We start from the raw sequence: 20,365 nt of genomic DNA, 5'->3' as shown, positions 1-20,365 counted from the left end.
ACGGCATCTTTTTATTGATATAAAGTGAGAACATTATGAGCCTAAAAACACAATTAACCGAAGACATGAAAACCGCCATGCGTGCCAAAGACCAAGTATCTTTAAGCACCATCCGCCTGATTAATGCCGCCATCAAACAATTTGAAGTAGACGAGCGCACCGAGGCCGATGACGCCAAAGTCATCTCCATTCTGACCAAAATGGTGAAACAGCGCAAAGACAGCGCCAAAATCTATACTGAAGCCGGCCGCCAAGATTTGGCTGACAAAGAAAACGCGGAAATCGAAATCCTCAACCGCTACCTGCCGCAAATGATGTCCGCAGAAGAAATCAAAACTGCCGTGGAAGCAGCTGTTGCAGAAACCGGTGCATCAGGCATGGCCGATATGGGCAAAGTCATGGGTGTATTGAAAACCCGTCTGGCCGGCAAAGCCGACATGGGTGAAGTTAACAAGGTTTTGAAAGCCGCATTGACTGCCTAATCGTCAAACAAAAGGCCGTCTGAAAAATGATTTTCAGACGGCCTTTTTTATTATGCCCATCAAGCAGCGGTTACTTTGTCCTCATGACGCAACAAGGTAATCAAATCGCTGATACGTTTTTTCATGGAACGGCGATCGACGATTTGGTCGATTGCGCCCTTCTCCAACAAAAATTCTGCACGTTGGAAACCTTCCGGCAAGGTTTCGCGTACAGTCTGCTCGATAACGCGCGGACCGGCAAAACCAATCAGCGCATTAGGTTCTGCCAAAACCACATCACCCAAGAAAGCAAAGCTGGCAGACACGCCGCCCATGGTCGGGTCGGTCAATACGGAAATAAACGGCAGACGTTTTTCAGTCAGCAAATGCAAAGCCGCGCTGGTCTTCGTCATCTGCATCAAAGAGTTGACCCCTTCCTGCATACGCGCACCACCGGAAGCTGCCACGCAAATAAACGAACAATTATCTGCAACGGCACGGCGTACCCCCTGAACGAAACGCTCGCCCACAACCGAGCCCATAGAGCCGCCGATAAAACGGAATTCAAATGCAGCCACAACGACAGGCAGGCCGTTCATGGTGCCTCTCATAACAACCAATGCATCGTCTTCGCCGGTTGCTTTACGCGCAGCCGCGAGGCGGTCGGGATATTTTTTACTGTCTTTGAATTTCAGCGGGTCGGTCGGTTTAATATTGGCTGCAATCTCTTCACGGCCTTCTTCATCCAAAAGCAGATTCAAACGTTCGCGCGCAGAAAGCGGATTGTGATGATTACATTTCGGGCAGACTTCGCTGTTTTGCTTCAACTCGGTTGAATAAACCGTTGCCGAACAAGACGGACATTTGTGCCACAGGCCTTCAGGGACGCTGGACGAACTGCTTCGGTTTTTAATTTTCGGAGGAAGAATTTTATCTAGCCAGCTCATGAATGACTCCTTGGAATTCAGAATTCAGACGGCCTATTGAATGTAAGGCCGTCTGAAACAATGGAATAAAAAATTTAGCGAATCGCGTCTTTCAACTCTTTAACCAACACGCCTACCGCTTCAGCCTCGCTACCTGCGTGGCTTTCAATCTCTTTGACGATACGGCTGCCGACAATAACGGCATCCGCTACCGCGCCAATTTTACGCGCACTCTCCGCATTATTAATGCCGAAGCCGACACCGATCGGAATATTAATATATTTGCGCAAAAGCTCTATTTTACGCGAAACTTCTTCAGTATCCAAACTTGCCGCACCGGTTACACCTTTGAGCGATACATAATACACAAAACCACCAGCTACTTTGGCAATCGTTTGAATACGCTCTTCAGTTGTTGTCGGCGCAATAAGGAAAATACAATCAATACCTTGTGCTTTCAACGAGTCATGTAGCGGGGTAATGGTTTCTACCGGGGAATCCACAGTCAACACGCCATCTACGCCCGCGTCGGCAGCCGCTTGTGCAAACGCTTGATAACCCATTTTATGTACTGGGTTCAAATAGCCCATTAACACAATCGGCGTTTTATCATTGGTTTGACGGAACAAACGTACTGTTTCCAACACGTCGTGCAAAGAAACATGATTTGCCAACGCCCTTTCGGCCGCACGCTGAATGGTCGGACCATCCGCCATCGGGTCAGAAAACGGCACACCCAATTCCAAAATATCGGCACCGTTAGCCACCAGGCTGTGCATCAATGCCAGGGTCGTCTCAAGGTTGGGATCACCCACCGTAATATAAGGAATAAGTGCTTTTGCGCCATTGAGTGCTGAGAAAGTTTGTTGGATTCTGCTCATTTTCTGCTATCCATTTCATCGATTTGAATGTTGTCCGACAGCCTAATCTATTCTGCCGTTACATTTATTGTAAAAAACTTAGTCTGCCGCAAAAACAAATGGCCACTTTTCCCAATCGGCAAACAAGAGGCTAAGTATAACATTTACGGCTATTTCATAGAATCATTTGCAATCAAGATTCTGATATTTTGAAAGCAATATAAAACAATAAAGGCCGTCTGAAAACAATTCAAACAGCCTTTACAATAATCAATCATGCAAATCTTTGTATGCCTTCGCACTTTTGATCACAATTTCCTTATCGATTACGGCTTGACATGGTGGTTTTGTTGTTCAGAACCTAGATGACGCTCCAAATCAGACAAAATCTGCACCAGACCATGACGGACTTCTTCCGCATTAGCGGCAGGATTACCGTTTGCATCCAAAGCGCCACGGCTGAATGTATCGATATACGGTTCAAACGTATCTTTCAGTTTCAACAACTTAACTACATCTGAGCGCGTATATCGATCGCCACCGTATCCAATCACAACATTATTTTCATGTTGCCATTGAGCAAACTGAGCCGGGCTGATTTGCAACAATTGGCACATTTCATCCAACGTAAAATAACGCTTGGCAGGAATAACCGGATTATTGTTGTTTGTCATAGTAATGCTCCACCATGCCTTTGAGTTTTTGGCTGGCATGGAAAGTTACCACACGGCGTGCGGTAATCGGCACTTCTTCGCCTGTTTTAGGGTTACGGCCAGGGCGTTGAGGTTTGTCGCGCAATTGAAAATTACCGAAACCGGAAATTTTAATTTCTTCACCACGCGCCAAAGTGCTGCGGATTTCTTCAAAAAAGAGCTCGACGATTTCTTTGGCATCATTCTTGGTGACGTTGCTGACTTTGTCGACCAAAATATCAGCCAATTCTGCTTTAGTTAGTGTCATGTGTTTACCTTCATTCAAACTGGTGCAATTATTACCAAAATTCTTTTAAAAATCAAGTCCTCACCAAAAAATTAAATATTATTGGCAATTTTTGGCGACAACTTTTATCTTATTTTAAGCGCGAAGCTGTGCGTCTTTTTCGGCTGCCGCTTTAATCATTTTCGCAACCAAAGGCTCGATGACTTCATCTGTCAGCGTGTTTTCCATATCTTGCAAAATGATTTTGACGGCAACGCTCTTCATGCCTTCAGGCACGCCCGTACCGCGGTAAACGTCAAACACGCTGATTTCTTGAACCAGCTTGTTCGCCGCCGCTTTTAGGGCATTTAACAAATCATCATGCGTCACAGCTTCAGGCATTACAAATGCCAAATCTCGGCGTGCAGGTTGGAATTTGGATACGGGCTGATAACGGGTTTTCTCACGACCCAATACCGCATCCATATCAATTTCAAATACCAGCGGCGCTTGTGGCAAATCATATTTTTGCAGCCATTTCGGATGCAACTCGCCAACAAAACCAACTATTTGGCCGTCTGAAACGATATTGGCGGCACGACCAGGATGCAATGCAGGATGTTCGGTCTTAACAAAGGATACTTCTTTGTTTTTCAAGAGGCTCTCAACATCGGCTTTCATATCGTAAAAATCTACGTTGCGTGTTTTCTCGCCCCATTGCTCAGGCAACACGGAGCCATACCACAAACCGCCGATACTTTCGTTTTGAACAAATTGATCAGCCGAATCTTTGCTGAACACGCGAGCAATTTCAAATACGCGTACACGGTTTTGCTTACGGTTCAAATTGTTTTGCAAAACTTCCACCAAACCGCCAATAAGCGTAGAACGCATGACGGCATACTGCGCCGCCAACGGATTTTGCAGGCGGATAGGATGGGTATTGGCAGCAAAGTCTTGCTCCCATTGCTCATCCACAAACGCATAGCTGACCACTTCGCGGTAACCGCGTGCCGCCATTTCATTATAAACCGCAAAACGCGGGCGTTTGGTTTCAGGCAATGCCAACATTTTCAGACGGCCTGAAGTATAGTCGTCAGGAATATTTTCATAACCGTAAACACGGCCGATTTCTTCAATCAAATCGGCTTCAATTTCAATATCGAAACGGAAGCTAGGAGAAGTGACACGGAAGCCTTCTACGGTTTTCTCAGGCTGCAAACCCAAGTGTTGCAAGATAATTTCGACTTGCTCGGCAGAAATTTCAACGCCCAATACCGTTTTCAGACGGCCCAAACGCAATTCGACCTGTTTTGCCTCAGGCAATTTGCCTTGTGCCTCAACCATTTCACCGGCCGCGCCACCGCAAATCTGCAACACCAATTCGGTAGCACGCTCAATGGCATCAGCTTGCAAGCGGTAATCCACACCGCGTTCAAAGCGGAAAGAAGAATCCGAACCAAAACCGTATTGACGGGATTTACCGGCAATAATCTCAGGAGCAAACCAAGCAGCTTCCAATACAATATTTTGCGTCTCATCAGAAACCGCACTTGCTTCGCCGCCCATCAGACCGGCCAAGCTCAACACACCTTTTTCATCAGCGACCACCAGTGTATTGTCAGCCAAAGTAACCGTCTTCTCATTCAGGCACACCAAAGTCTCACCATTTTGAGCACGGCGGACAATCAAACTGCCCGACAGCTTATCGGCATCGAAAACATGCATCGGCTGACCAATTTCCAGCATGACATAGTTACCAATGTCCACTAATGCGGAAATGCTGCGGATACCGCTGCGTTCCAAACGTTGTTTCATCCAATCGGGAGTAGCCGCTTTCGCATTGACATTTTCAATAACGCGGCTGATAAAACGGCCGCAGTCTTCCGGTGCGTCAATACGGACAGCCTGTTTTTTCTTACTGCCGATAGAGGCCGTCTGAATTTCGACAGGCGTAAACGCACATTGCGTCAACGCAGAAACTTCACGCGCAATACCTTTAACACTCAAGCAATCAGCGCGGTTAGGCGTAATTTTCAGCGTAAACAGCGTATCGTCCAAATCCAAGTATTCGCGGATATTGGTACCGACGGGCGCATCTTCGGGCAGAATATGCAGACCGTCTACACCATCATCAGGCAAACCCAATTCATTGGTCGAACACAGCATACCGTTTGATGGTACGCCGCGCATTTTAGTCGGCTTAATTTTGAAATTGCCCGGCAAAACGGCACCCGGCAACGAACACGGCACTTTAATGCCCGGCTTGACATTCGGCGCACCACAAACAATCTGAACCAACTCGCCCGTACCGACATCAACTTGGGTAACGTTCAAACGGTCTGCATCAGGATGTTTCTCAACGGATTTTACTTCGGCAACAACCACGCCACTGAAAGCAGGGGCGGCAGTATCGATTTCTTCCACTTCCAAACCGGCCATGGTCAAAAGATGTTCCAGTTTATCGGCAGAAAGATCAGGATTGGCTTGGGTTTTCAGCCATGAATAAGGAAATTGCATATTATTTTCTCTACTATCAGGCCGTCTGAAACAAATTTTTATCAGACGAAATCAGTAATATCTATTCACTTTTTCAGACGGCCTATCAAAAGACCATCTGAAATTTATTTAAACTGCTTCAAGAAGTTCAAATCGTTATCGAAGAACAAGCGCAGGTCATTGACGTTGTAGCGCAACATGGCAAAGCGGTCGAGACCGATACCGAAAGCGAAACCGGTATATTTTTCAGGGTCGATATTGACGTTTTTCAATACGTTAGGATGTACCATACCGCAACCGCCTACTTCCAACCATTTGCCGTTTTCGCCCATGATGTCGATTTCGGCAGAAGGCTCGGTAAACGGGAAGAAAGACGGACGGAAACGCACTTGCAGGTCATCGCGTTCAAAGAAGCGACGGATAAAGTCAGTGAACACTGCTTTTAAGTCGGCAAAAGTGACACCCTCTTCTACCCACAAACCTTCGGCTTGATGGAACATAGGCGAGTGAGTGGCATCACTGTCCACACGGTAAACGCGGCCGGGAGCAATAATTCGGATAGGCGGCTCTTTTTTGTCGAGCATATAGCGGATTTGAATAGGCGAAGTGTGTGTACGCAAAACGTCGCCGTTTTCAACGTAGAAGGTATCTTGCATCGCGCGCGCTGGGTGATTTGCAGGAATATTCAAGGCTTGGAAATTATGGAAATCGTCTTCGATTTCAGGGCCGTCCGCCACTTCAAAACCCATACCATGAAACAGCTCAACCACACGTTGCAAAGTCAAAGTAACCGGATGCAAACCGCCAGATTCTTGCGCACGGCCCGGCAAAGTAATATCCAAGGCTTCTGCAGCCAATTGGGCTTGCAGCTTGGCTTCATTCAGAGCATCGCGTTTGGCATTAAAGGCCGTCTGAAACTGATTTTTGCATTCGTTGATGTGCGCGCCTATGGTTTTACGCTCTTCAGGAGACATTTGACCCAAAGTTTTCAAAAGTCCGGTCAATTCGCCGGTTTTACCAAGATAGCGTGCTTTAATTTGTTCTAAGGCATTGAAGTCTTGCGCGGCTTCAATAGCGGCAATACCTTCTGCAACGATACGGTTTACATTTTCCATAGTAGTTTATCGTCTGTTTGTTGATGGCAGGCCGTCTGAAACAACAAAGCCGTCTGTTGGGTTTGATTGCAAACCTGTTCAGACGGCCTTTTGTATTAGTGCGGCCAATCCGTTTGATAAGAGGGGCCTATTTTATCGCAAATCAGTATAAAAAAATAGAGTTTAAAGAAAGAAAATCAACTACATAGAGTTTCTTCCAAAAAAGAAAAAAGGAAGCATAAGCTTCCTTTTTAAATAATCTTATCGAATTAAGCAGCCAAAGCAGCTTTAGCTTTTTCAACCAATTGTGCAAATGCAGCTTTGTCGAATACAGCCAAATCAGCCAATACTTTGCGGTCGATTTCGATAGCAGCGCGTTTCAGGCCGTTCATGAATTTGCTGTAAGACAGACCATTTTCACGGGCACCTGCGTTGATACGAACGATCCACAGTTGACGGAATTGACGTTTGCGTTGGCGACGGTCACGGTATGCGTATTGACCGGCTTTCATTACCGCTTGTTTGGCAACACGGTAAACGTTTTTACGACGACCGCGATAGCCTTTGGCTAACGCGAAGACTTTTTGGTGACGAGCACGAGCGGTAACACCGCGTTTTACGCGTGGCATATTCTAAACTCCTTAAGCGTAGGGCAACATTTTAGCAACAGAAGCCAAATCGCGTGAATCCACCATAGCGGTGCCGCGCAATTGACGTTTAGTTTTAGTGGTTTTTTTGGTCAGGATGTGACTTTTGAACGCATGACCGCGTTTTACACCACCGTTACCCAGTACTTTAAAGCGTTTTTTCGCGCTAGACTTGGTTTTCATTTTAGGCATTGGAAAACTCCATTCGTTATTAGATAAGGTATAAGGGGGTTTTGAAATAAATTTCAAACACTTGAAACCCAAAATACCACGATTTTTGCCGCTAATTAAACCTTATAATTAAACCTTATCTCGAGCGGCAATCGAAATAAGCCTTGGATTATAGCTTTATTTTTTCTTAGGCGCAATCATCATCACCATTTGGCGGCCTTCCATTTTAGGGAAGGACTCGATTTGCGCTACTTCTGCCAAATCTTCTTTTACGCGCTCAAGCAGTTGGGCACCCAATTGTTGGTGGGCCATTTCACGACCGCGGAAACGCAATGTTACTTTGACTTTGTCACCATCGGCAAGGAAGCGGTTGATGTTGCGCATCTTGATTTGATAGTCGCCTTCATCTGTACCCGGACGGAATTTAATTTCCTTGATTTGTACCTGCTTTTGGTTTTTCTTGGCTTCGTCGCGCTTCTTGGCTTGTTGGTATTTGTATTTACCGTAATCCATCAGTTTGCATACAGGCGGTTTGGCAGTCGGAGAAATTTCTACCAAATCGACATCTTGCTCTTCGGCCATAGCCAGAGCTTCACGAACTGAAACGACACCAAGCTGATCGCCTGACTCACTGATTAATCGCACTTCTTTGGCGGTAATTTCACCATTGATTCGTGCTTCGCGTTCTTGAGCGATGATGAATACTCCTATAAAAATTAATGATTGACGAGGGCATCAGTGATTTCTTGCTGTAATTGTGCAATGAAATCATCTACATTCAAAGAACCCAAGTCTTCTGCTTTGCGGCGTACCGCAACTTTGTTTTCTTGTTTCTCTTTATCGCCGACAACGATTTGGTAAGGGAAACGGTATTGGCTGTTGTCGCGGATTTTGTAACCGATTTTTTCGTTACGCAAATCCAATTCGACACGGAAGCCTGCCGCCTGCAATTTGGCAGCTACTTCGCGACAATAATCTGCTTGGTTTTCAGTGATATTCATAATCACCATTTGAACCGGCGCAAGCCACAATGGGAATGAACCTGCATGGTTTTCAATCAGAATACCGATGAAGCGCTCCAGAGAACCCAAAATAGCACGGTGCAACATTACAGGACGCGCACGGTCGTTATTTTCGGTTACATATTCTGCATTCAAACGCTCCGGCAATACGAAGTCCAACTGCAAGGTACCACACTGCCAAGAACGACCCAAAGCATCTTTGACATGGTACTCAATCTTAGGACCATAGAATGCGCCTTCGCCAGGCAATTCTTCCCACTCTACGCCGCAAGCGGTCAATGCATCACGCAGGCCTTGTTCGGCCTTATCCCAAACTTCGTCAGAACCTGCACGTTGCTCAGGGCGGAGGGATAACTTCACAGCAACATCATGGAAGCCGAATTGTTTGTAAATGCGAACCAGCAATTCATTGAATGCGCGTGCCTCATCAACGATTTGATCTTCGGCACAGAAGATATGCGCATCATCTTGCACAAAACCGCGAACACGCATCAGACCGTGCAACGCACCGCTTGGTTCATTGCGGTGGCAAGAACCGAACTCAGCCAAACGCATTGGCAAATCGCGATATGAGCGCAAGCCGTTATTAAAAATTTGTACATGACCCGGACAGTTCATCGGTTTAACCGCGTATTCGCGTTTTTCGGAACTGGTCACGAACATATTGTCTTTATAGTTTTCCCAGTGGCCGGATTTTTCCCAGAAGGTTTTATCCATAATCTGAGGCGTTTTCACCTCTTTATAACCGGCAGCATTCAGCTCTTTGCGCATGTGCTGCTCAATCACTTGCCACAAAGCCCAGCCTTTAGGATGCCAGAACACCATGCCCGGCGCCTCATCTTGCAGGTGGAACAAATCCAATTGTTTACCCAGCTTACGGTGGTCGCGTTTTTCCGCTTCCTCGATGCGTTGGATATATGCTTTTAATTCGTCTTTACTTGCCCAGGCTGTACCGTAAATACGTTGCAGCATTTCATTGTTGCTGTCGCCGCGCCAGTATGCGCCTGCCAGTTTGGTCAGCTTGAAGTTTTTCAAGAAACGGGTATTGGGAACATGAGGACCGCGGCACATATCGACGTATTCTTGATGATGATACATACCCATTGCTTCCACTTCAGGCATGTCTTCAATCAGACGCAATTTGTACTCTTCGCCGCGATCTTGGAAAATTTTGATGGTTTCTGCACGGGGCGTCATCACTTTAACGACGTCATAGTCTTGTGCAATCAATTCTTTCATGCGCGCTTCGATGGCGGCTACATCATCAGGCGTAAATGGTTTTTCAGTTGCAATATCGTAATAGAACCCGTCTTCAATGACCGGGCCGATAACCATTTTGGCATCAGGGTAGAGCTGCTTGACCGCATGACCGACCAAGTGCGCACAGGAGTGGCGGATAATTTCCACACCTTCTTTGTCTTTAGGCGTAATGATTTGAACGTGGGCATCTTCGGTAATCGGATCGCAAGCATCCACCAATTTACCGTTAACCTTGCCCGCTACCGTTGCCTTTGCCAAACCTGCACCGATAGACGCTGCAATTTGCGCCACGGTAACGGGTGATTCATATTGGCGGACCGAACCGTCCGGCAAGGTAATGTTCAACATCAGAAAGCTCCAAAACATTAAAAAATAACGGCATAAAGCCGTTATGGAAATTTGGTAGGCACAATTGGACTCGAACCAACGACCCCCACCATGTCAAGGTGGTGCTCTAACCAACTGAGCTATGTGCCTTCATCTAAGTCGCTTATTGTAACGAAGCGTGTTCCCTTTTGCAAGCATCTGTAAATACTTTTCAGACGGCCTGGATATTTTTGTTTGATTTATGCCTCATTTTTTATTTCTTCTATTATTCAGGCCGTCTGAAGCATTGTTTTGACAAAGATAAAATCCAGCCGTCAACCAACGAAAAATCCTTTATAATCTGCCCTTTCATTTCGCACACACGCGAACGTCCAATCTATTATTACTATGCTCAAATTTACCTTACACAAAAAAGATGGTCATGCCCGACGCGGCACTTTGGAACTGAACCACGGCAAAATCGAAACGCCTGTATTTATGCCGGTCGGCACTTACGGTTCGGTCAAAGCGATGAACCCGCAAAACCTGCATGACATCAAAGCACAAATCATCTTAGGCAACACTTACCATCTGTGGCTACGCCCAGGCTTGGAAGTCATCGAACAATTCGGCGGCCTGCACGAATTTATCGGTTGGGACAAGCCGATTTTGACCGACTCGGGCGGCTTCCAAGTATTCTCGTTGTCCGACATGCGCAAGCTGACCGAAGAAGGCTGTACATTCCAAAGCCCGATCAACGGCGACAAACTATTCCTCTCGCCCGAAGTGTCGATGAAAATCCAAACCGTATTGAATTCCGACATCGTGATGCAGTTGGACGAGTGCACTCCTGGCGAAGCAACACACAGCCAAGCGCAAAAATCGCTGCAAATGAGCCTGCGCTGGGCGGAGCGAAGCAAAAAGGCTTTTGAAGACCTGAAAAACCCAAATGCCCTGTTTGGCATTGTACAAGGCGCAATGTATGAAGATTTGCGCGAAGAATCGCTGAAAGGTTTGGAAGAGCTCGACTTCCCCGGCTTGGCCATCGGCGGCTTGTCCGTTGGCGAACCCAAGCCCGAAATGTACCGCATGTTGCGCTCCGTCGGCCCTATCCTGCCGGAACACAAGCCACATTATTTGATGGGCGTCGGCACGCCTGAAGACTTGGTGTACGGCGTGGCACACGGCGTGGATATGTTCGACTGCGTCATGCCCACCCGCAATGCGCGTAACGGCTGGCTGTTTACCCGTTTTGGCGATTTGAAAATCAAAAACGCCAAACACAAACTCGACAAGCGTCCGATTGATGAAAGCTGCACCTGCTACGCCTGTCAGAATTTCAGCCGCTCCTACCTGCACCACCTGCACCGAGTCGGCGAAATCTTGGGCGCACAGCTCAACACCATCCACAATCTACACTTCTACCAAGTCATCATGGCAGAAATGCGCGAAGCCATCGAACAAGGCAAATTTGCCGATTGGCAGGCGCAATTCCATGAAAACCGCGCCCGTGGTGTGGATTAATCCTTTTAAAGGCCGTCTGAAACCAGGTTTTGAGTCAAACTGCTTTTCAGACGGCCTCAATATTCTTCATTAATAAAGCACAATCATGTCCCGTTTCCATACCGAACCGGCCCTAGCCTATACCGCACAAAACCGTACCGCCGTCCTGCTGCTCAACCTCGGCACGCCCGACGCACCCACTGCTGCCGCAGTCAAGCCTTACTTGAAAGAATTTCTGTCTGATCAACGCGTTGTCGAATTACCCAAGCTCTTATGGCAACCGATATTGCGCGGCTTGGTATTGACCTTTCGCCCCAAAAAAAGCGCGCATGCCTATGAGAAAGTTTGGTTTAAAGAAGGTTCGCCGCTTGAGGTTTACACACACCGCCAAGCAGAAGCCCTGGCCAAACATTTGCCCGATGTCATCGTCCGTCATGCCATGACTTACGGCAACCCGAGCGTTGCCGACGTTTTGGCGGAACTCAAAGCCCAAGGCGTGGGCAAATTGCTGGTCATCCCGCTTTATCCTCAATATGCCGGCTCTTCCACCGGCGCGGCTTTGGACAAAGTGTTTCAAGAATTATTGCTGCAACGCAACCAAATGAGCATCCGCACCGTCTCCCGTTATTACGACGATGCCGCTTATATTCAAGCCATGAAGCAGCATATTGAAGCCTATTGGGCCCAAAACGGACGCGGCGAAAAACTGATGTTGAGTTTCCACGGCATTCCGCAAAAGCATCATGACGACGGCGACCCCTATCCTGACGAGTGCCACCATACCGCCAAACTGCTCGCGCAGGCATTGGGCTTGTCCGAACAAGAATACATCGTTTCTTTCCAAAGCCAGTTTGGCAAATCCCAATGGGTCAAGCCCAGCACACAAGCCCTGTTTGATGAACTTCCGAAACAAGGCACGACCAAACTCGACGTCTTCTGCCCCGGTTTCATGGCCGACTGCCTCGAAACCATGGAAGAAATCGCCATTATGGGACGCGAACAATTCCACGCCGCCGGCGGCAAAGAATACCGTTACATCCCCTGCCTCAACGATTCCGCCGACTGGATTACCGCACTTGCCCAATTAAGCCGGGCCAATCTGCAAGGCTGGATTTGACCTAAACCAAAGGCCGTCTGAAAAATCCACTTTCAGACGGCCTTTAGCGTTATCATCAAGTTATTCAAACGCAAACCAAGCGTGTAGCCATCAAAAACACTACTCAAAAAGGAACACATCATGACTGCACTCCGCCCTATCCTGCTCCTCCTGACCGCACTCAGCCTCCCAACCGCTTTTGCCGCTGATGCCACGCTGATGAGCAAAGGACAAAAGATTTACGAAACCAACTGCGCCGCCTGCCACGGCAAAAAGGGCGAAGGCCGTGGCGCCATGTTCCCGCCACTGTTCCAGTCCGACTATATCAACAAAAAACCGCAAGTCCTGTTGCAAAGCATGACCAAGGGCATCAACGGCCCGATTAAAGTGAACGGCAAACCTTACAACGGCTTCATGCCTTCTACCGCCATCAATGATGCCGATGTTGCCGCCGTCGCCACTTACATCATGAACGCCTTTAATAATGGCGGCGGTACGATTACTGAAGCAGATGTCAAAAAATCTCACGGGAAAAAATAAAACGTCTCTCCCCTAAAGGCCGTCTGAACATTTCAGACGGCCTTTTCTGTACGACACATTTTGTTTCTATGTATATGGTTACGCAACATCAACAAACATACGCAAAAAACCGTCAAACCAAAAAAAGCATATGCGTTTTGTGTTAAAGTAAACATTATTTATCGGCTGTTTTGCGTCCAGGCCGTCTGAAAGGTTTTATCTTATGAACTTTTTCCGCAAGACTGTTTTATTTTTAGTCGTCCTCTCCATATTTGCCGCCTGCGGCTCCTTTATTTCCCAATACGTTTTGGGCATGAACCCATGCGTATTGTGCATCCTGCAACGCTTGTGCGTATTGGGTGTCGGGCTGTTGGCCATTGTTACGGCGTTCAGTTCTCAATCTTCCAAATTTGCCCGTTCGCTCTCGGCATTGTTGATTGCTGCTCCGGCCGTCTACGGCGCCGGTGTCGCCGCCTATCAAATTTGGTTGCAAAGCCTGCCGCCCGGCACCGCCCCTTCTTGCGGCGCACCTTGGACCTTCCGTCTGCGCGACTGGCCTTTGTTCGATTGGTTTGAACCCATCGTCCGCGGCTTTGGCAACTGCGCCGAGCCGGACTATCTATTCGGCGTCGCCCTGCCGGTGTGGAGTGTTTTATATTTCAGCTTCGTCGTATTGCTGCTGCTTTGGGCTTGGTTGAAAACCAGAAAAATCTGATTGGTTTCAATATAAAAAGGCCGTCTGAAATTTCAGACGGCCTTTTGTTCTTTAAACCATTAGTCCAGATTCAACACGGCAGAAGTGTAAACGTCTTGTACGTCGTCCAAATCTTCCAATGCATCAATCAGTTTTTGCATTTTAACCGCATCTTCACCGCTCAACTCGGTTTCGTTTTGAGCACGCATGGTAACGTCGCCGTCAACAGATTTGTAGCCTGCAGCTTCCAAAGCCGCTTTCACGCCTGCCCAGTCGTTCGGCGCGGTAATCACTTCGATGGAACCGTCGTCGTTGGTGATCACGTCTTCCGCACCGGCTTCCAAAGCTGCTTCCATCAGCGCATCCTCGTCAACGCCCGGTTCAAACACCAAATAGCCTTGATGAACGAAGTTGAACGCTACGCAGCCGTCGGTACCCAAGTTACCGCCGTTTTTAGTGAACGCGTGACGCACATCGGCAACGGTACGGGTTTTGTTGTCGGTCAGACAGTCCACCATCAAAGCCGCGCCGCCGATGCCGTAGCCTTCGTAACGCAACTCGATGTATTCCACGCCTTCCAGATTGCCCGTACCTTTATCGATGGCACGTTGCACGTTGTCTTTAGGCATATTGTTTTCGGCGGCTTTTTCCAAAGCCAGGCGCAGGCGCGGGTTTGCGCCGGGATCGCCGCCGCCCATGCGGGCAGCAACGGTAATTTCTTTAATCAGACGGGTGAAGATTTTGCCGCGTTTGGCATCTTGTCGGGCTTTTTTGTGTTGGATATTTGCCCACTTACTATGACCTGCCATATTGATTCCTTTCGTTTTTTCACGCGCTGAGGCGGGATGTGCTTTATTTGTAAGGCGTGCATTTTATCATAAGTTGCCTTTACCCAAAATATTCAGACGGCCCGAATATTTGCAAAAACAGGCCGTCTGAAAAACAAAGAATCTTTTTTAAAGATGCATATTTGCGGCAAACCTTTGTCAGTTTTCCGTTTTAATTCACGAAGGTTTACGGTATGATGACAAAATCGGTCAGGATTGTTAACAACTTAACCGGTATTAAACGGCAAAACGGCCTGCTCGCCCTTGTTGCCAACCGCGAAAATGAACGGGAGTAGTTGCCCGTATCATTTTCTTTTTATTTGTTTTTCTTAAAGGTTATATTATGGAAGAAATATTGTCTGCTCTGGTGGGTGCAGTCAATCTGGTTCTTTGGGACTACCTGCTGATTTATGCCTTAATCGGTATCGGCCTGTTTTTTACCCTGTACTTGGGCGCGCCGCAAGTGACCAAATTGGGGACGGGTTTCAAATCTGTTTTCGGCGGCTTGTTCAGCAAAAAAGACAAAGACCACGAAGGCAAATCCCTGTCTCAATTTCAAGCGCTTGCTGTGGCGATTTCCGCGCAAATCGGTACCGGTAACGTTGCCGGTGTCGCCACTGCGATTACCGCCGGCGGCCCGGGTGCCATTTTTTGGATGTGGCTGTCTGCCATTTTGGGCATGTCCACCATTTTTGCAGAAGCCGTTTTGGCGCAAAAATACCGCGTGGTCAGCCACGGCAAATACATCGGCGGCCCTGCGTTTTACATCACGCACGGCCTGACCCCGAAAATCGGCCGGGGCGCGGCACGTTTCCTGTCCGGCTTTTTCTCCATTGCCTTGATTATCGCGCTGGGCTTCATCGGTAACGCGACCCAATCCAACTCCATCGCTTCGGCCATGAATTTGGCTTTCGATATTCCTCCGATGGCTGTCGGCATTGCTTTGGCGGTATTCGCCGGCCTGATCATCATCGGCGGCATCAACCGCATTGCCGGTATCGCGCAATTTGTCGTGCCGTTTATGGCGGTGATTTACATCTTGTGTGCCGTAATTATTTTGTTCAAATTCTCCGACCACATCATCCCGATGTTCCACAGTATCTTTGTTGCTGCCTTCAATCCTGAAGCAGTATTGGGCGGTGCGGCCGGTATCGGTATGCGCGAAGCTGTCCGCTTCGGCGTGGCACGCGGCCTGTTTTCCAATGAGGCCGGTATGGGTTCGACTCCGCACGCTCATGCGACCGCCAACGTCAAACACCCTGTGCAACAAGGTATGGCCGCGTTTATCGGTATCTTTATCGATACGCTGATGGTCTGCACGGCAACCGCGCTGATTATCCTGCTGACCGACGCTAACTTGTCTGGCGAAACTGGCGCGGCGGTTACCCAACTGGCGTTTAATAAAGCCTTCCCTGGTTTCGGTTCGCAACTGCTCGCCGTCTGTCTGACCTTCTTCGCCTTTACCACCATCATCGGCTGGTACTACTTCGGCGAATCCAATATCCGCTTCCTGTTCCGCGGCAAACACTTGGGCATCTACCGCGTGCTGGTTTTGGTGGCCATCGTATTGGGTACATTGGGCAAAGTGGATTTGGTTTGGAGTATGTCCGATATGTTCAACGGCTTTATGGTCTTGCCGAACTTAATCGCCCTCTTCCTGCTACGTAAGGAAATCCGTGCGGTTTACGATGATTATCTGGCACAAACCAAAGCCGGCAAAGAGTTGACCTACAACTATGAATTCCACGAATTCCACGACAAAAACCCAGGTTGACGACAAACAAAAACCTCTCAGTCAAACTGAGAGGTTTTTTTATTTCAGGCCGTCTGAATCTACAACACATAAAAATAAATGCTGATAAATTGCGTCAAACTGCCTGCCAAGACAAACAAGTGCCAAATACCGTGGCCGTGGCGGATTTTCGTATCGTTGATAAACCAATAAATCCCCGCGCTATACAACACGCCGCCCAACACCAGCCAAAATAATCCGCCCGCCGAAAGCGATTTTATCAGCGGCCATACCGCCACTACAATCAACCAGCCCATCAACACATAAATCACCATCGACAGTAGCCGCTTCTCGCTTTTGCGCCCAATCGTCAGCTCCTGAACAATGCCCAGCAAAGCCAGCCCCCACGACACGCCGAAAAGCGACCAGCCCCAACCGCCCTGAAGGGTAATCAGCGTAAACGGCGTATAGCTGCCAGCAATCAAAAGATAAATCATACAATGATCGACCTTTTGCAAAATCGCCTTGGCTTTCGGCTGCGGAATGCTGTGGTATAAGGTTGAACCCAAATACAGAAGCAACAGGCAGACTCCGTAAGTCAGTGCACCGGCAATCCGATAGCCGTCCGCCGATTCCACCGCTTTCACCAGCATCAGCACCAACGCCGCCACTGCCAATAAGAAACCGGCCAAATGGCTGTACGCATTAAATCTCTCGCCGTGATACATAAACCATTCTCATTTATAAAAGACCAAAGTGTACGCCAAGACAGGCGCTTCGTCAGAGAAATCGGGTTAAAAATAAGTTAAAGTGCAAAGGCCGTCTGAAAACACACTCGGGCAATATAACAAAAACATCTTTGCAACAAACAAACCATTCTTTCCTTTTTTCAGACGGCCTCACTAAAGTATCGACTGTCGCCAAGGTTGCAAAGAGAGAAAAAATGTCTATCCAAAACCACCACCTCGACTGGCTCGAGGCCGAATCCATCTACATCATCCGCGAAGTCATTGCCAATGCCCAAAATCCGGCCTTGCTGTTTTCCGGCGGCAAAGACTCCGTCGTATTGCTGGCGCTTGCCGTCAAAGCCTTCCAAATCGAAGGCCGCCCGCTGAAGCTGCCGTTCAAACTCCTGCACGTCGATACCGGCCACAACTACCCCGAAGTGATTCAGTTCCGCGACGACACGGTTGCGCGTACCGGCATACAACTTGTGGTCGGCAGCGTAGAAGAGTCCATCCGCAAAGGCAGCGTCGTCTTGCGCCGAGAAACTGATTCTCGCAACGCCGCCCAAGCCGTTACGCTGGTTGAAACCATCGAAGAACAAGGCTTTGATGCGTTGATGGGCGGCGCGCGCCGTGATGAAGAAAAAGCGCGCGCCAAAGAACGCATCTTCTCTTTCCGCGACGAGTTCGGCCAATGGGATCCCAAAAACCAACGTCCCGAATTATGGTCGCTCTACAATACGCGCCTGTTCCAAGGCGAAAACATGCGCGTTTTCCCGATTTCCAACTGGACGGAATTGGACATCTGGCAATACATTGCACGCGAAAAACTCGCCCTGCCGCCGATTTATTACGCCCACAAACGCGAAGTTGTCGAACGAAACGGCCTGCTCGTTCCCGTTACCCCGTTGACCCCCAAACGCGAAGGCGAAGTTGCCCAAATCCGCGATGTCCGTTTCCGCACCGTCGGCGATATTTCATGCACCTGCCCTGTTGCCAGCACCGCCGCCACGCCGGAAGACATCATTGCTGAAACCGCCGCCGCGACCCTTTCCGAACGCAGCGCCACACGCATGGACGACCGCGTATCGGAAGCGGCAATGGAAGAGCGCAAAAAACAAGGCTATTTCTAAGCCGATTTTTCAGACGGCCCATATATTTCAAACCCGAACAACACGGCAACGCCATCCGCTGCTGCCGTGTTGTTTGCTTTACTATTCTTGCAAATATCATTTAACAACAAAAGCTTAATCAACCATCCTTACCAAGCGGCAAACAATAAAACATAAACAAACATGGTATAATAAACGCTTACAGGCAGAGATTTAGACAAAAGTCTCAGGCCGTCTGAAGGAGGAGAAACATGAATCGACGCGTTTATATCGTACATGGCTTTGAAGGCAATCCGCACGGCAACTGGTTTGACTGGCTTTGCGCCCAAATCAAAAGTATCGGCGCACAAGCAATCTCCCTCGCCATGCCCAATCCCGACAAACCAAGCACGACCGCGTGGCAGTTTACCCTTGACCAGCACATCGGCAAGCCCGATGCCCATACCTTCCTAGTCGGCCACAGCCTCGGTTGCATTACCCTCCTTCACTTCCTCAGCCGCCAACAACCGCAAAAAATCGGCGGTCTGCTGCTTGCCGCAGGTTTTGCCGATACGTTGCCTCCCCTGCCCGCACTCGATGCCTACATTAAAGCAGCGTCCCCCGATTTCGACATCCTGCGCAAAATCGACATGCCAAAACACTGCCTGGTTTCCGACAACGACACCCATGTTCCGCCCGAACTGACTTTGGACATGGCGGCCAAACTCAAAAGCCCTGTTACCCATATTCCCGAAGGCGGCCATTTGATGGCTTCGGACGGCTTTACCCAACTGCCACAGGCTTGGGAAGTGCTGAAACCCATGTTGACCGAATAAACACGCAATATAATTTGGTTTTCAGACGGCCTGGTGAGCCTCCCTTCCCCATAACAGGCCGTCTGAACAACAATAAAAAACAACCTGCCCTTTCAAGCAGGTTGTTTCTTTTTATGTCTCATTGCCGGCAAATTTAATATTGCACCGTCCATTCAATCTCGCCGCCGGCCCTCATCGGTACAAGCTCGCCATCGCCGTAAGGTACGCTGGCAGGAACGGTTTGCGTTTGTTTGACCAATGTGATGGTATCGGAATTTTCAGGCAGGCCGTAGAAACGCGGGCCGTTTTTAGAAGCAAAGGCTTCCAGTTTGTCCAACACGCCTGCTTTCTCAAACACTTCGGCATAAAGCTCAATGGCAGTCATCGCGCTGAACATACCGGCGCAACCGCAAGCATTTTCTTTGGCAGTTTTGGCATGTGGCGCAGAGTCCGTGCCGAGGAAGAATTTGTGCGCCTTCTCGCTGGTAACGGCGGCAACCAAAGCCTGACGGTGGGTTTCGCGTTTGAGTACGGGCAGGCAGAAATGATGAGGGCGTACGCCGCCGACCAAAAGGTCGTTGCGGTTGAGCAGCAAGTGTTGCGGCGTCACAGACGCGGCCACATTATCGCCTGCTTCCAATACCAATCGGGCTGCCTCGGCAGTGGTGATGTGTTCAAATACGACCTTGAGGTTGGGCACTTGCGCCAAAACCGGCTTCATCACGCGTTCGATAAAGGCGGCTTCGCGGTCGAAAATATCAATTTCAGGATCGGTAACTTCGCCGTGAACCAAGAACAAAATGCCCTGTTTCGCCATTTCTTCCAACACGGGAATCAGCTTAAACAAGTCGGTCACGCCGGAATCGGAATTGGTGGTCGCGCCTGCCGGATAGAGTTTGAAAGCCACGATACCGGCAGCCTTGGCTTCACGCACAAGTTCGGGAGTGGCATTGTCGGTCAAATAAAGCGTCATCAACGGCTGGAAGGTGCTGCCTTCTGGCAGGGCGGCCATAATGCGCTCTTTGTATGCTTGGGCATCGGCAACGCTGACGACGGGCGGCTTCAGGTTGGGCATGATAACCGCGCGGCCCATTTGTCGGGCGGTGTATGGGGCAACAGCTTTGAGCGCGTCGCCGTCGCGCAGGTGTAAGTGCATATCGTCGGGGCGGATGATGGTCAGGGTTTGCATAGCTTACTTT

General features: G+C 48.8%; 21 protein-coding genes and 1 tRNA gene. 8 read left to right on the top strand and 14 right to left on the bottom strand.

Annotated elements, in window-relative coordinates; genetic code table 11:
- Window positions 1-35 precede the first annotated feature (35 nt).
- Window positions 36-482 (top strand): GatB/YqeY domain-containing protein, encoded by a 447-nt coding sequence (locus ACTHRY_RS04530; protein WP_036490300.1) that lies wholly within the window; start codon window positions 36-38, stop codon window positions 480-482.
- Between the two features lie 59 nt (window positions 483-541).
- Here the strand turns inward: ACTHRY_RS04530 and accD are convergent, their stop codons facing one another.
- The 11 genes from accD to ACTHRY_RS04475 all read right to left on the bottom strand — a co-directional run bounded on the left by accD (window position 542) and on the right by ACTHRY_RS04475 (window position 10,335).
- A complete protein-coding gene (gene accD, locus ACTHRY_RS04525; RefSeq protein ID WP_049322750.1) occupies window positions 542-1,408 on the bottom strand; it encodes an acetyl-CoA carboxylase, carboxyltransferase subunit beta in 867 nt (288 codons plus the stop codon).
- A gap of 74 nt (window positions 1,409-1,482) precedes the next feature.
- Window positions 1,483-2,268 (bottom strand): tryptophan synthase subunit alpha, encoded by a 786-nt coding sequence (trpA, locus tag ACTHRY_RS04520; RefSeq protein WP_049322749.1) that lies wholly within the window; start codon window positions 2,266-2,268, stop codon window positions 1,483-1,485.
- Window positions 2,269-2,573: 305 nt separating this feature from the next.
- Entirely contained in the window at window positions 2,574-2,921 is a 348-nt protein-coding gene (locus tag ACTHRY_RS04515; protein ID WP_049322748.1) for a hypothetical protein, read from the bottom strand.
- A complete protein-coding gene (locus ACTHRY_RS04510; protein ID WP_003680933.1) occupies window positions 2,905-3,207 on the bottom strand; it encodes an integration host factor subunit alpha in 303 nt (100 codons plus the stop codon). Before ACTHRY_RS04510 ends, ACTHRY_RS04515 begins: the two co-directional genes overlap by 17 nt.
- Before the next feature lie 114 nt (window positions 3,208-3,321).
- Window positions 3,322-5,685: a phenylalanine--tRNA ligase subunit beta gene (gene pheT / locus ACTHRY_RS04505; RefSeq protein WP_440374077.1), complete on the bottom strand. Its 2,364-nt coding sequence runs from the start codon at window positions 5,683-5,685 to the stop codon at window positions 3,322-3,324.
- Between the two features lie 104 nt (window positions 5,686-5,789).
- Window positions 5,790-6,779, bottom strand: coding sequence for a phenylalanine--tRNA ligase subunit alpha (gene pheS, locus ACTHRY_RS04500; protein WP_188212369.1), 990 nt, complete (start codon window positions 6,777-6,779; stop codon window positions 5,790-5,792).
- A 248-nt stretch (window positions 6,780-7,027) separates the two neighbouring features.
- Window positions 7,028-7,387, bottom strand: coding sequence for a 50S ribosomal protein L20 (gene rplT / locus ACTHRY_RS04495; RefSeq protein WP_003675502.1), 360 nt, complete (start codon window positions 7,385-7,387; stop codon window positions 7,028-7,030).
- Between the two features lie 12 nt (window positions 7,388-7,399).
- On the bottom strand, window positions 7,400-7,597 hold the full coding sequence (gene rpmI / locus ACTHRY_RS04490; RefSeq protein ID WP_003675505.1) for a 50S ribosomal protein L35: 198 nt from the start codon (window positions 7,595-7,597) through the stop codon (window positions 7,400-7,402).
- A 156-nt stretch (window positions 7,598-7,753) separates the two neighbouring features.
- Window positions 7,754-8,275 carry a translation initiation factor IF-3 gene (infC, locus tag ACTHRY_RS04485; protein WP_079453755.1) on the bottom strand — a complete coding sequence of 174 codons (522 nt, stop codon included), beginning with the start codon at window positions 8,273-8,275 and terminating at the stop codon, window positions 7,754-7,756.
- Between the two features lie 17 nt (window positions 8,276-8,292).
- Window positions 8,293-10,206 (bottom strand): threonine--tRNA ligase, encoded by a 1,914-nt coding sequence (gene thrS / locus ACTHRY_RS04480; RefSeq protein WP_049322757.1) that lies wholly within the window; start codon window positions 10,204-10,206, stop codon window positions 8,293-8,295.
- Between the two features lie 52 nt (window positions 10,207-10,258).
- Window positions 10,259-10,335, bottom strand: a tRNA-Val gene (locus ACTHRY_RS04475).
- A 237-nt stretch (window positions 10,336-10,572) separates the two neighbouring features.
- Here ACTHRY_RS04475 and tgt point away from each other — a divergent pair.
- From tgt to ACTHRY_RS04455, 4 genes are all read left to right on the top strand, one after another.
- Window positions 10,573-11,688 carry a tRNA guanosine(34) transglycosylase Tgt gene (tgt, locus tag ACTHRY_RS04470; protein WP_049322745.1) on the top strand — a complete coding sequence of 372 codons (1,116 nt, stop codon included), beginning with the start codon at window positions 10,573-10,575 and terminating at the stop codon, window positions 11,686-11,688.
- Between the two features lie 85 nt (window positions 11,689-11,773).
- Entirely contained in the window at window positions 11,774-12,784 is a 1,011-nt protein-coding gene (gene hemH, locus ACTHRY_RS04465) for a ferrochelatase (protein ID WP_049322744.1), read from the top strand.
- A gap of 120 nt (window positions 12,785-12,904) precedes the next feature.
- Entirely contained in the window at window positions 12,905-13,303 is a 399-nt protein-coding gene (locus ACTHRY_RS04460) for a c-type cytochrome (RefSeq protein ID WP_003745956.1), read from the top strand.
- A gap of 202 nt (window positions 13,304-13,505) precedes the next feature.
- Window positions 13,506-13,997 carry a disulfide bond formation protein B gene (locus ACTHRY_RS04455; protein WP_049322743.1) on the top strand — a complete coding sequence of 164 codons (492 nt, stop codon included), beginning with the start codon at window positions 13,506-13,508 and terminating at the stop codon, window positions 13,995-13,997.
- 59 nt (window positions 13,998-14,056) lie between these two features.
- Here ACTHRY_RS04455 and ACTHRY_RS04450 read toward each other — a convergent pair whose 3' ends face one another.
- A complete protein-coding gene (locus ACTHRY_RS04450; RefSeq protein WP_003745951.1) occupies window positions 14,057-14,785 on the bottom strand; it encodes a YebC/PmpR family DNA-binding transcriptional regulator in 729 nt (242 codons plus the stop codon).
- 361 nt (window positions 14,786-15,146) lie between these two features.
- Between ACTHRY_RS04450 and ACTHRY_RS04445 the strand changes: the two genes are divergently transcribed.
- Window positions 15,147-16,577 carry an alanine/glycine:cation symporter family protein gene (locus ACTHRY_RS04445; RefSeq protein ID WP_049322742.1) on the top strand — a complete coding sequence of 477 codons (1,431 nt, stop codon included), beginning with the start codon at window positions 15,147-15,149 and terminating at the stop codon, window positions 16,575-16,577.
- Window positions 16,578-16,636: 59 nt separating this feature from the next.
- Here the strand turns inward: ACTHRY_RS04445 and trhA are convergent, their stop codons facing one another.
- Window positions 16,637-17,263 (bottom strand): PAQR family membrane homeostasis protein TrhA, encoded by a 627-nt coding sequence (gene trhA / locus ACTHRY_RS04440; protein WP_440374076.1) that lies wholly within the window; start codon window positions 17,261-17,263, stop codon window positions 16,637-16,639.
- Window positions 17,264-17,394: 131 nt separating this feature from the next.
- On the opposite strand from trhA, the gene cysD reads away from it, so the two are divergent.
- A complete protein-coding gene (cysD, locus tag ACTHRY_RS04435; protein WP_432760716.1) occupies window positions 17,395-18,393 on the top strand; it encodes a sulfate adenylyltransferase subunit CysD in 999 nt (332 codons plus the stop codon).
- A 230-nt stretch (window positions 18,394-18,623) separates the two neighbouring features.
- Window positions 18,624-19,187 (top strand): RBBP9/YdeN family alpha/beta hydrolase, encoded by a 564-nt coding sequence (locus ACTHRY_RS04430; RefSeq protein WP_114926113.1) that lies wholly within the window; start codon window positions 18,624-18,626, stop codon window positions 19,185-19,187.
- 133 nt (window positions 19,188-19,320) lie between these two features.
- On the opposite strand, the gene pyrC is transcribed toward ACTHRY_RS04430, so the two are convergent.
- Window positions 19,321-20,355 (bottom strand): dihydroorotase, encoded by a 1,035-nt coding sequence (pyrC, locus tag ACTHRY_RS04425; RefSeq protein ID WP_107697002.1) that lies wholly within the window; start codon window positions 20,353-20,355, stop codon window positions 19,321-19,323.
- Window positions 20,356-20,365 lie beyond the last annotated feature (10 nt).

Source organism: Neisseria sp. P0004.S004 (assembly GCF_051963335.1).
Lineage (GTDB): Bacteria > Pseudomonadota > Gammaproteobacteria > Burkholderiales > Neisseriaceae > Neisseria.
The sequence above is the reverse complement of the archived record's forward strand: the minus strand, read 5'-3'. Positions and strand labels throughout refer to the sequence as shown.

What these genes read in the sequence shown, in the direction of transcription:
- ACTHRY_RS04530 (WP_036490300.1), top strand. Translation starts at nt 36, where the DNA reads ATGAGCCTAAAAACACAATTAACCGAAGACATGAAAACCGCCATGCGT.
- accD (WP_049322750.1), bottom strand. Translation starts at nt 1,408, where the DNA reads ATGAGCTGGCTAGATAAAATTCTTCCTCCGAAAATTAAAAACCGAAGC.
- trpA (WP_049322749.1), bottom strand. Translation starts at nt 2,268, where the DNA reads ATGAGCAGAATCCAACAAACTTTCTCAGCACTCAATGGCGCAAAAGCA.
- ACTHRY_RS04515 (WP_049322748.1), bottom strand. Translation starts at nt 2,921, where the DNA reads ATGACAAACAACAATAATCCGGTTATTCCTGCCAAGCGTTATTTTACG.
- ACTHRY_RS04510 (WP_003680933.1), bottom strand. Translation starts at nt 3,207, where the DNA reads ATGACACTAACTAAAGCAGAATTGGCTGATATTTTGGTCGACAAAGTC.
- pheT (WP_440374077.1), bottom strand. Translation starts at nt 5,685, where the DNA reads ATGCAATTTCCTTATTCATGGCTGAAAACCCAAGCCAATCCTGATCTT.
- pheS (WP_188212369.1), bottom strand. Translation starts at nt 6,779, where the DNA reads ATGGAAAATGTAAACCGTATCGTTGCAGAAGGTATTGCCGCTATTGAA.
- rplT (WP_003675502.1), bottom strand. Translation starts at nt 7,387, where the DNA reads ATGCCACGCGTAAAACGCGGTGTTACCGCTCGTGCTCGTCACCAAAAA.
- rpmI (WP_003675505.1), bottom strand. Translation starts at nt 7,597, where the DNA reads ATGCCTAAAATGAAAACCAAGTCTAGCGCGAAAAAACGCTTTAAAGTA.
- thrS (WP_049322757.1), bottom strand. Translation starts at nt 10,206, where the DNA reads ATGTTGAACATTACCTTGCCGGACGGTTCGGTCCGCCAATATGAATCA.
- tgt (WP_049322745.1), top strand. Translation starts at nt 10,573, where the DNA reads ATGCTCAAATTTACCTTACACAAAAAAGATGGTCATGCCCGACGCGGC.
- hemH (WP_049322744.1), top strand. Translation starts at nt 11,774, where the DNA reads ATGTCCCGTTTCCATACCGAACCGGCCCTAGCCTATACCGCACAAAAC.
- ACTHRY_RS04460 (WP_003745956.1), top strand. Translation starts at nt 12,905, where the DNA reads ATGACTGCACTCCGCCCTATCCTGCTCCTCCTGACCGCACTCAGCCTC.
- ACTHRY_RS04455 (WP_049322743.1), top strand. Translation starts at nt 13,506, where the DNA reads ATGAACTTTTTCCGCAAGACTGTTTTATTTTTAGTCGTCCTCTCCATA.
- ACTHRY_RS04450 (WP_003745951.1), bottom strand. Translation starts at nt 14,785, where the DNA reads ATGGCAGGTCATAGTAAGTGGGCAAATATCCAACACAAAAAAGCCCGA.
- ACTHRY_RS04445 (WP_049322742.1), top strand. Translation starts at nt 15,147, where the DNA reads ATGGAAGAAATATTGTCTGCTCTGGTGGGTGCAGTCAATCTGGTTCTT.
- trhA (WP_440374076.1), bottom strand. Translation starts at nt 17,263, where the DNA reads ATGTATCACGGCGAGAGATTTAATGCGTACAGCCATTTGGCCGGTTTC.
- ACTHRY_RS04430 (WP_114926113.1), top strand. Translation starts at nt 18,624, where the DNA reads ATGAATCGACGCGTTTATATCGTACATGGCTTTGAAGGCAATCCGCAC.
- pyrC (WP_107697002.1), bottom strand. Translation starts at nt 20,355, where the DNA reads ATGCAAACCCTGACCATCATCCGCCCCGACGATATGCACTTACACCTG.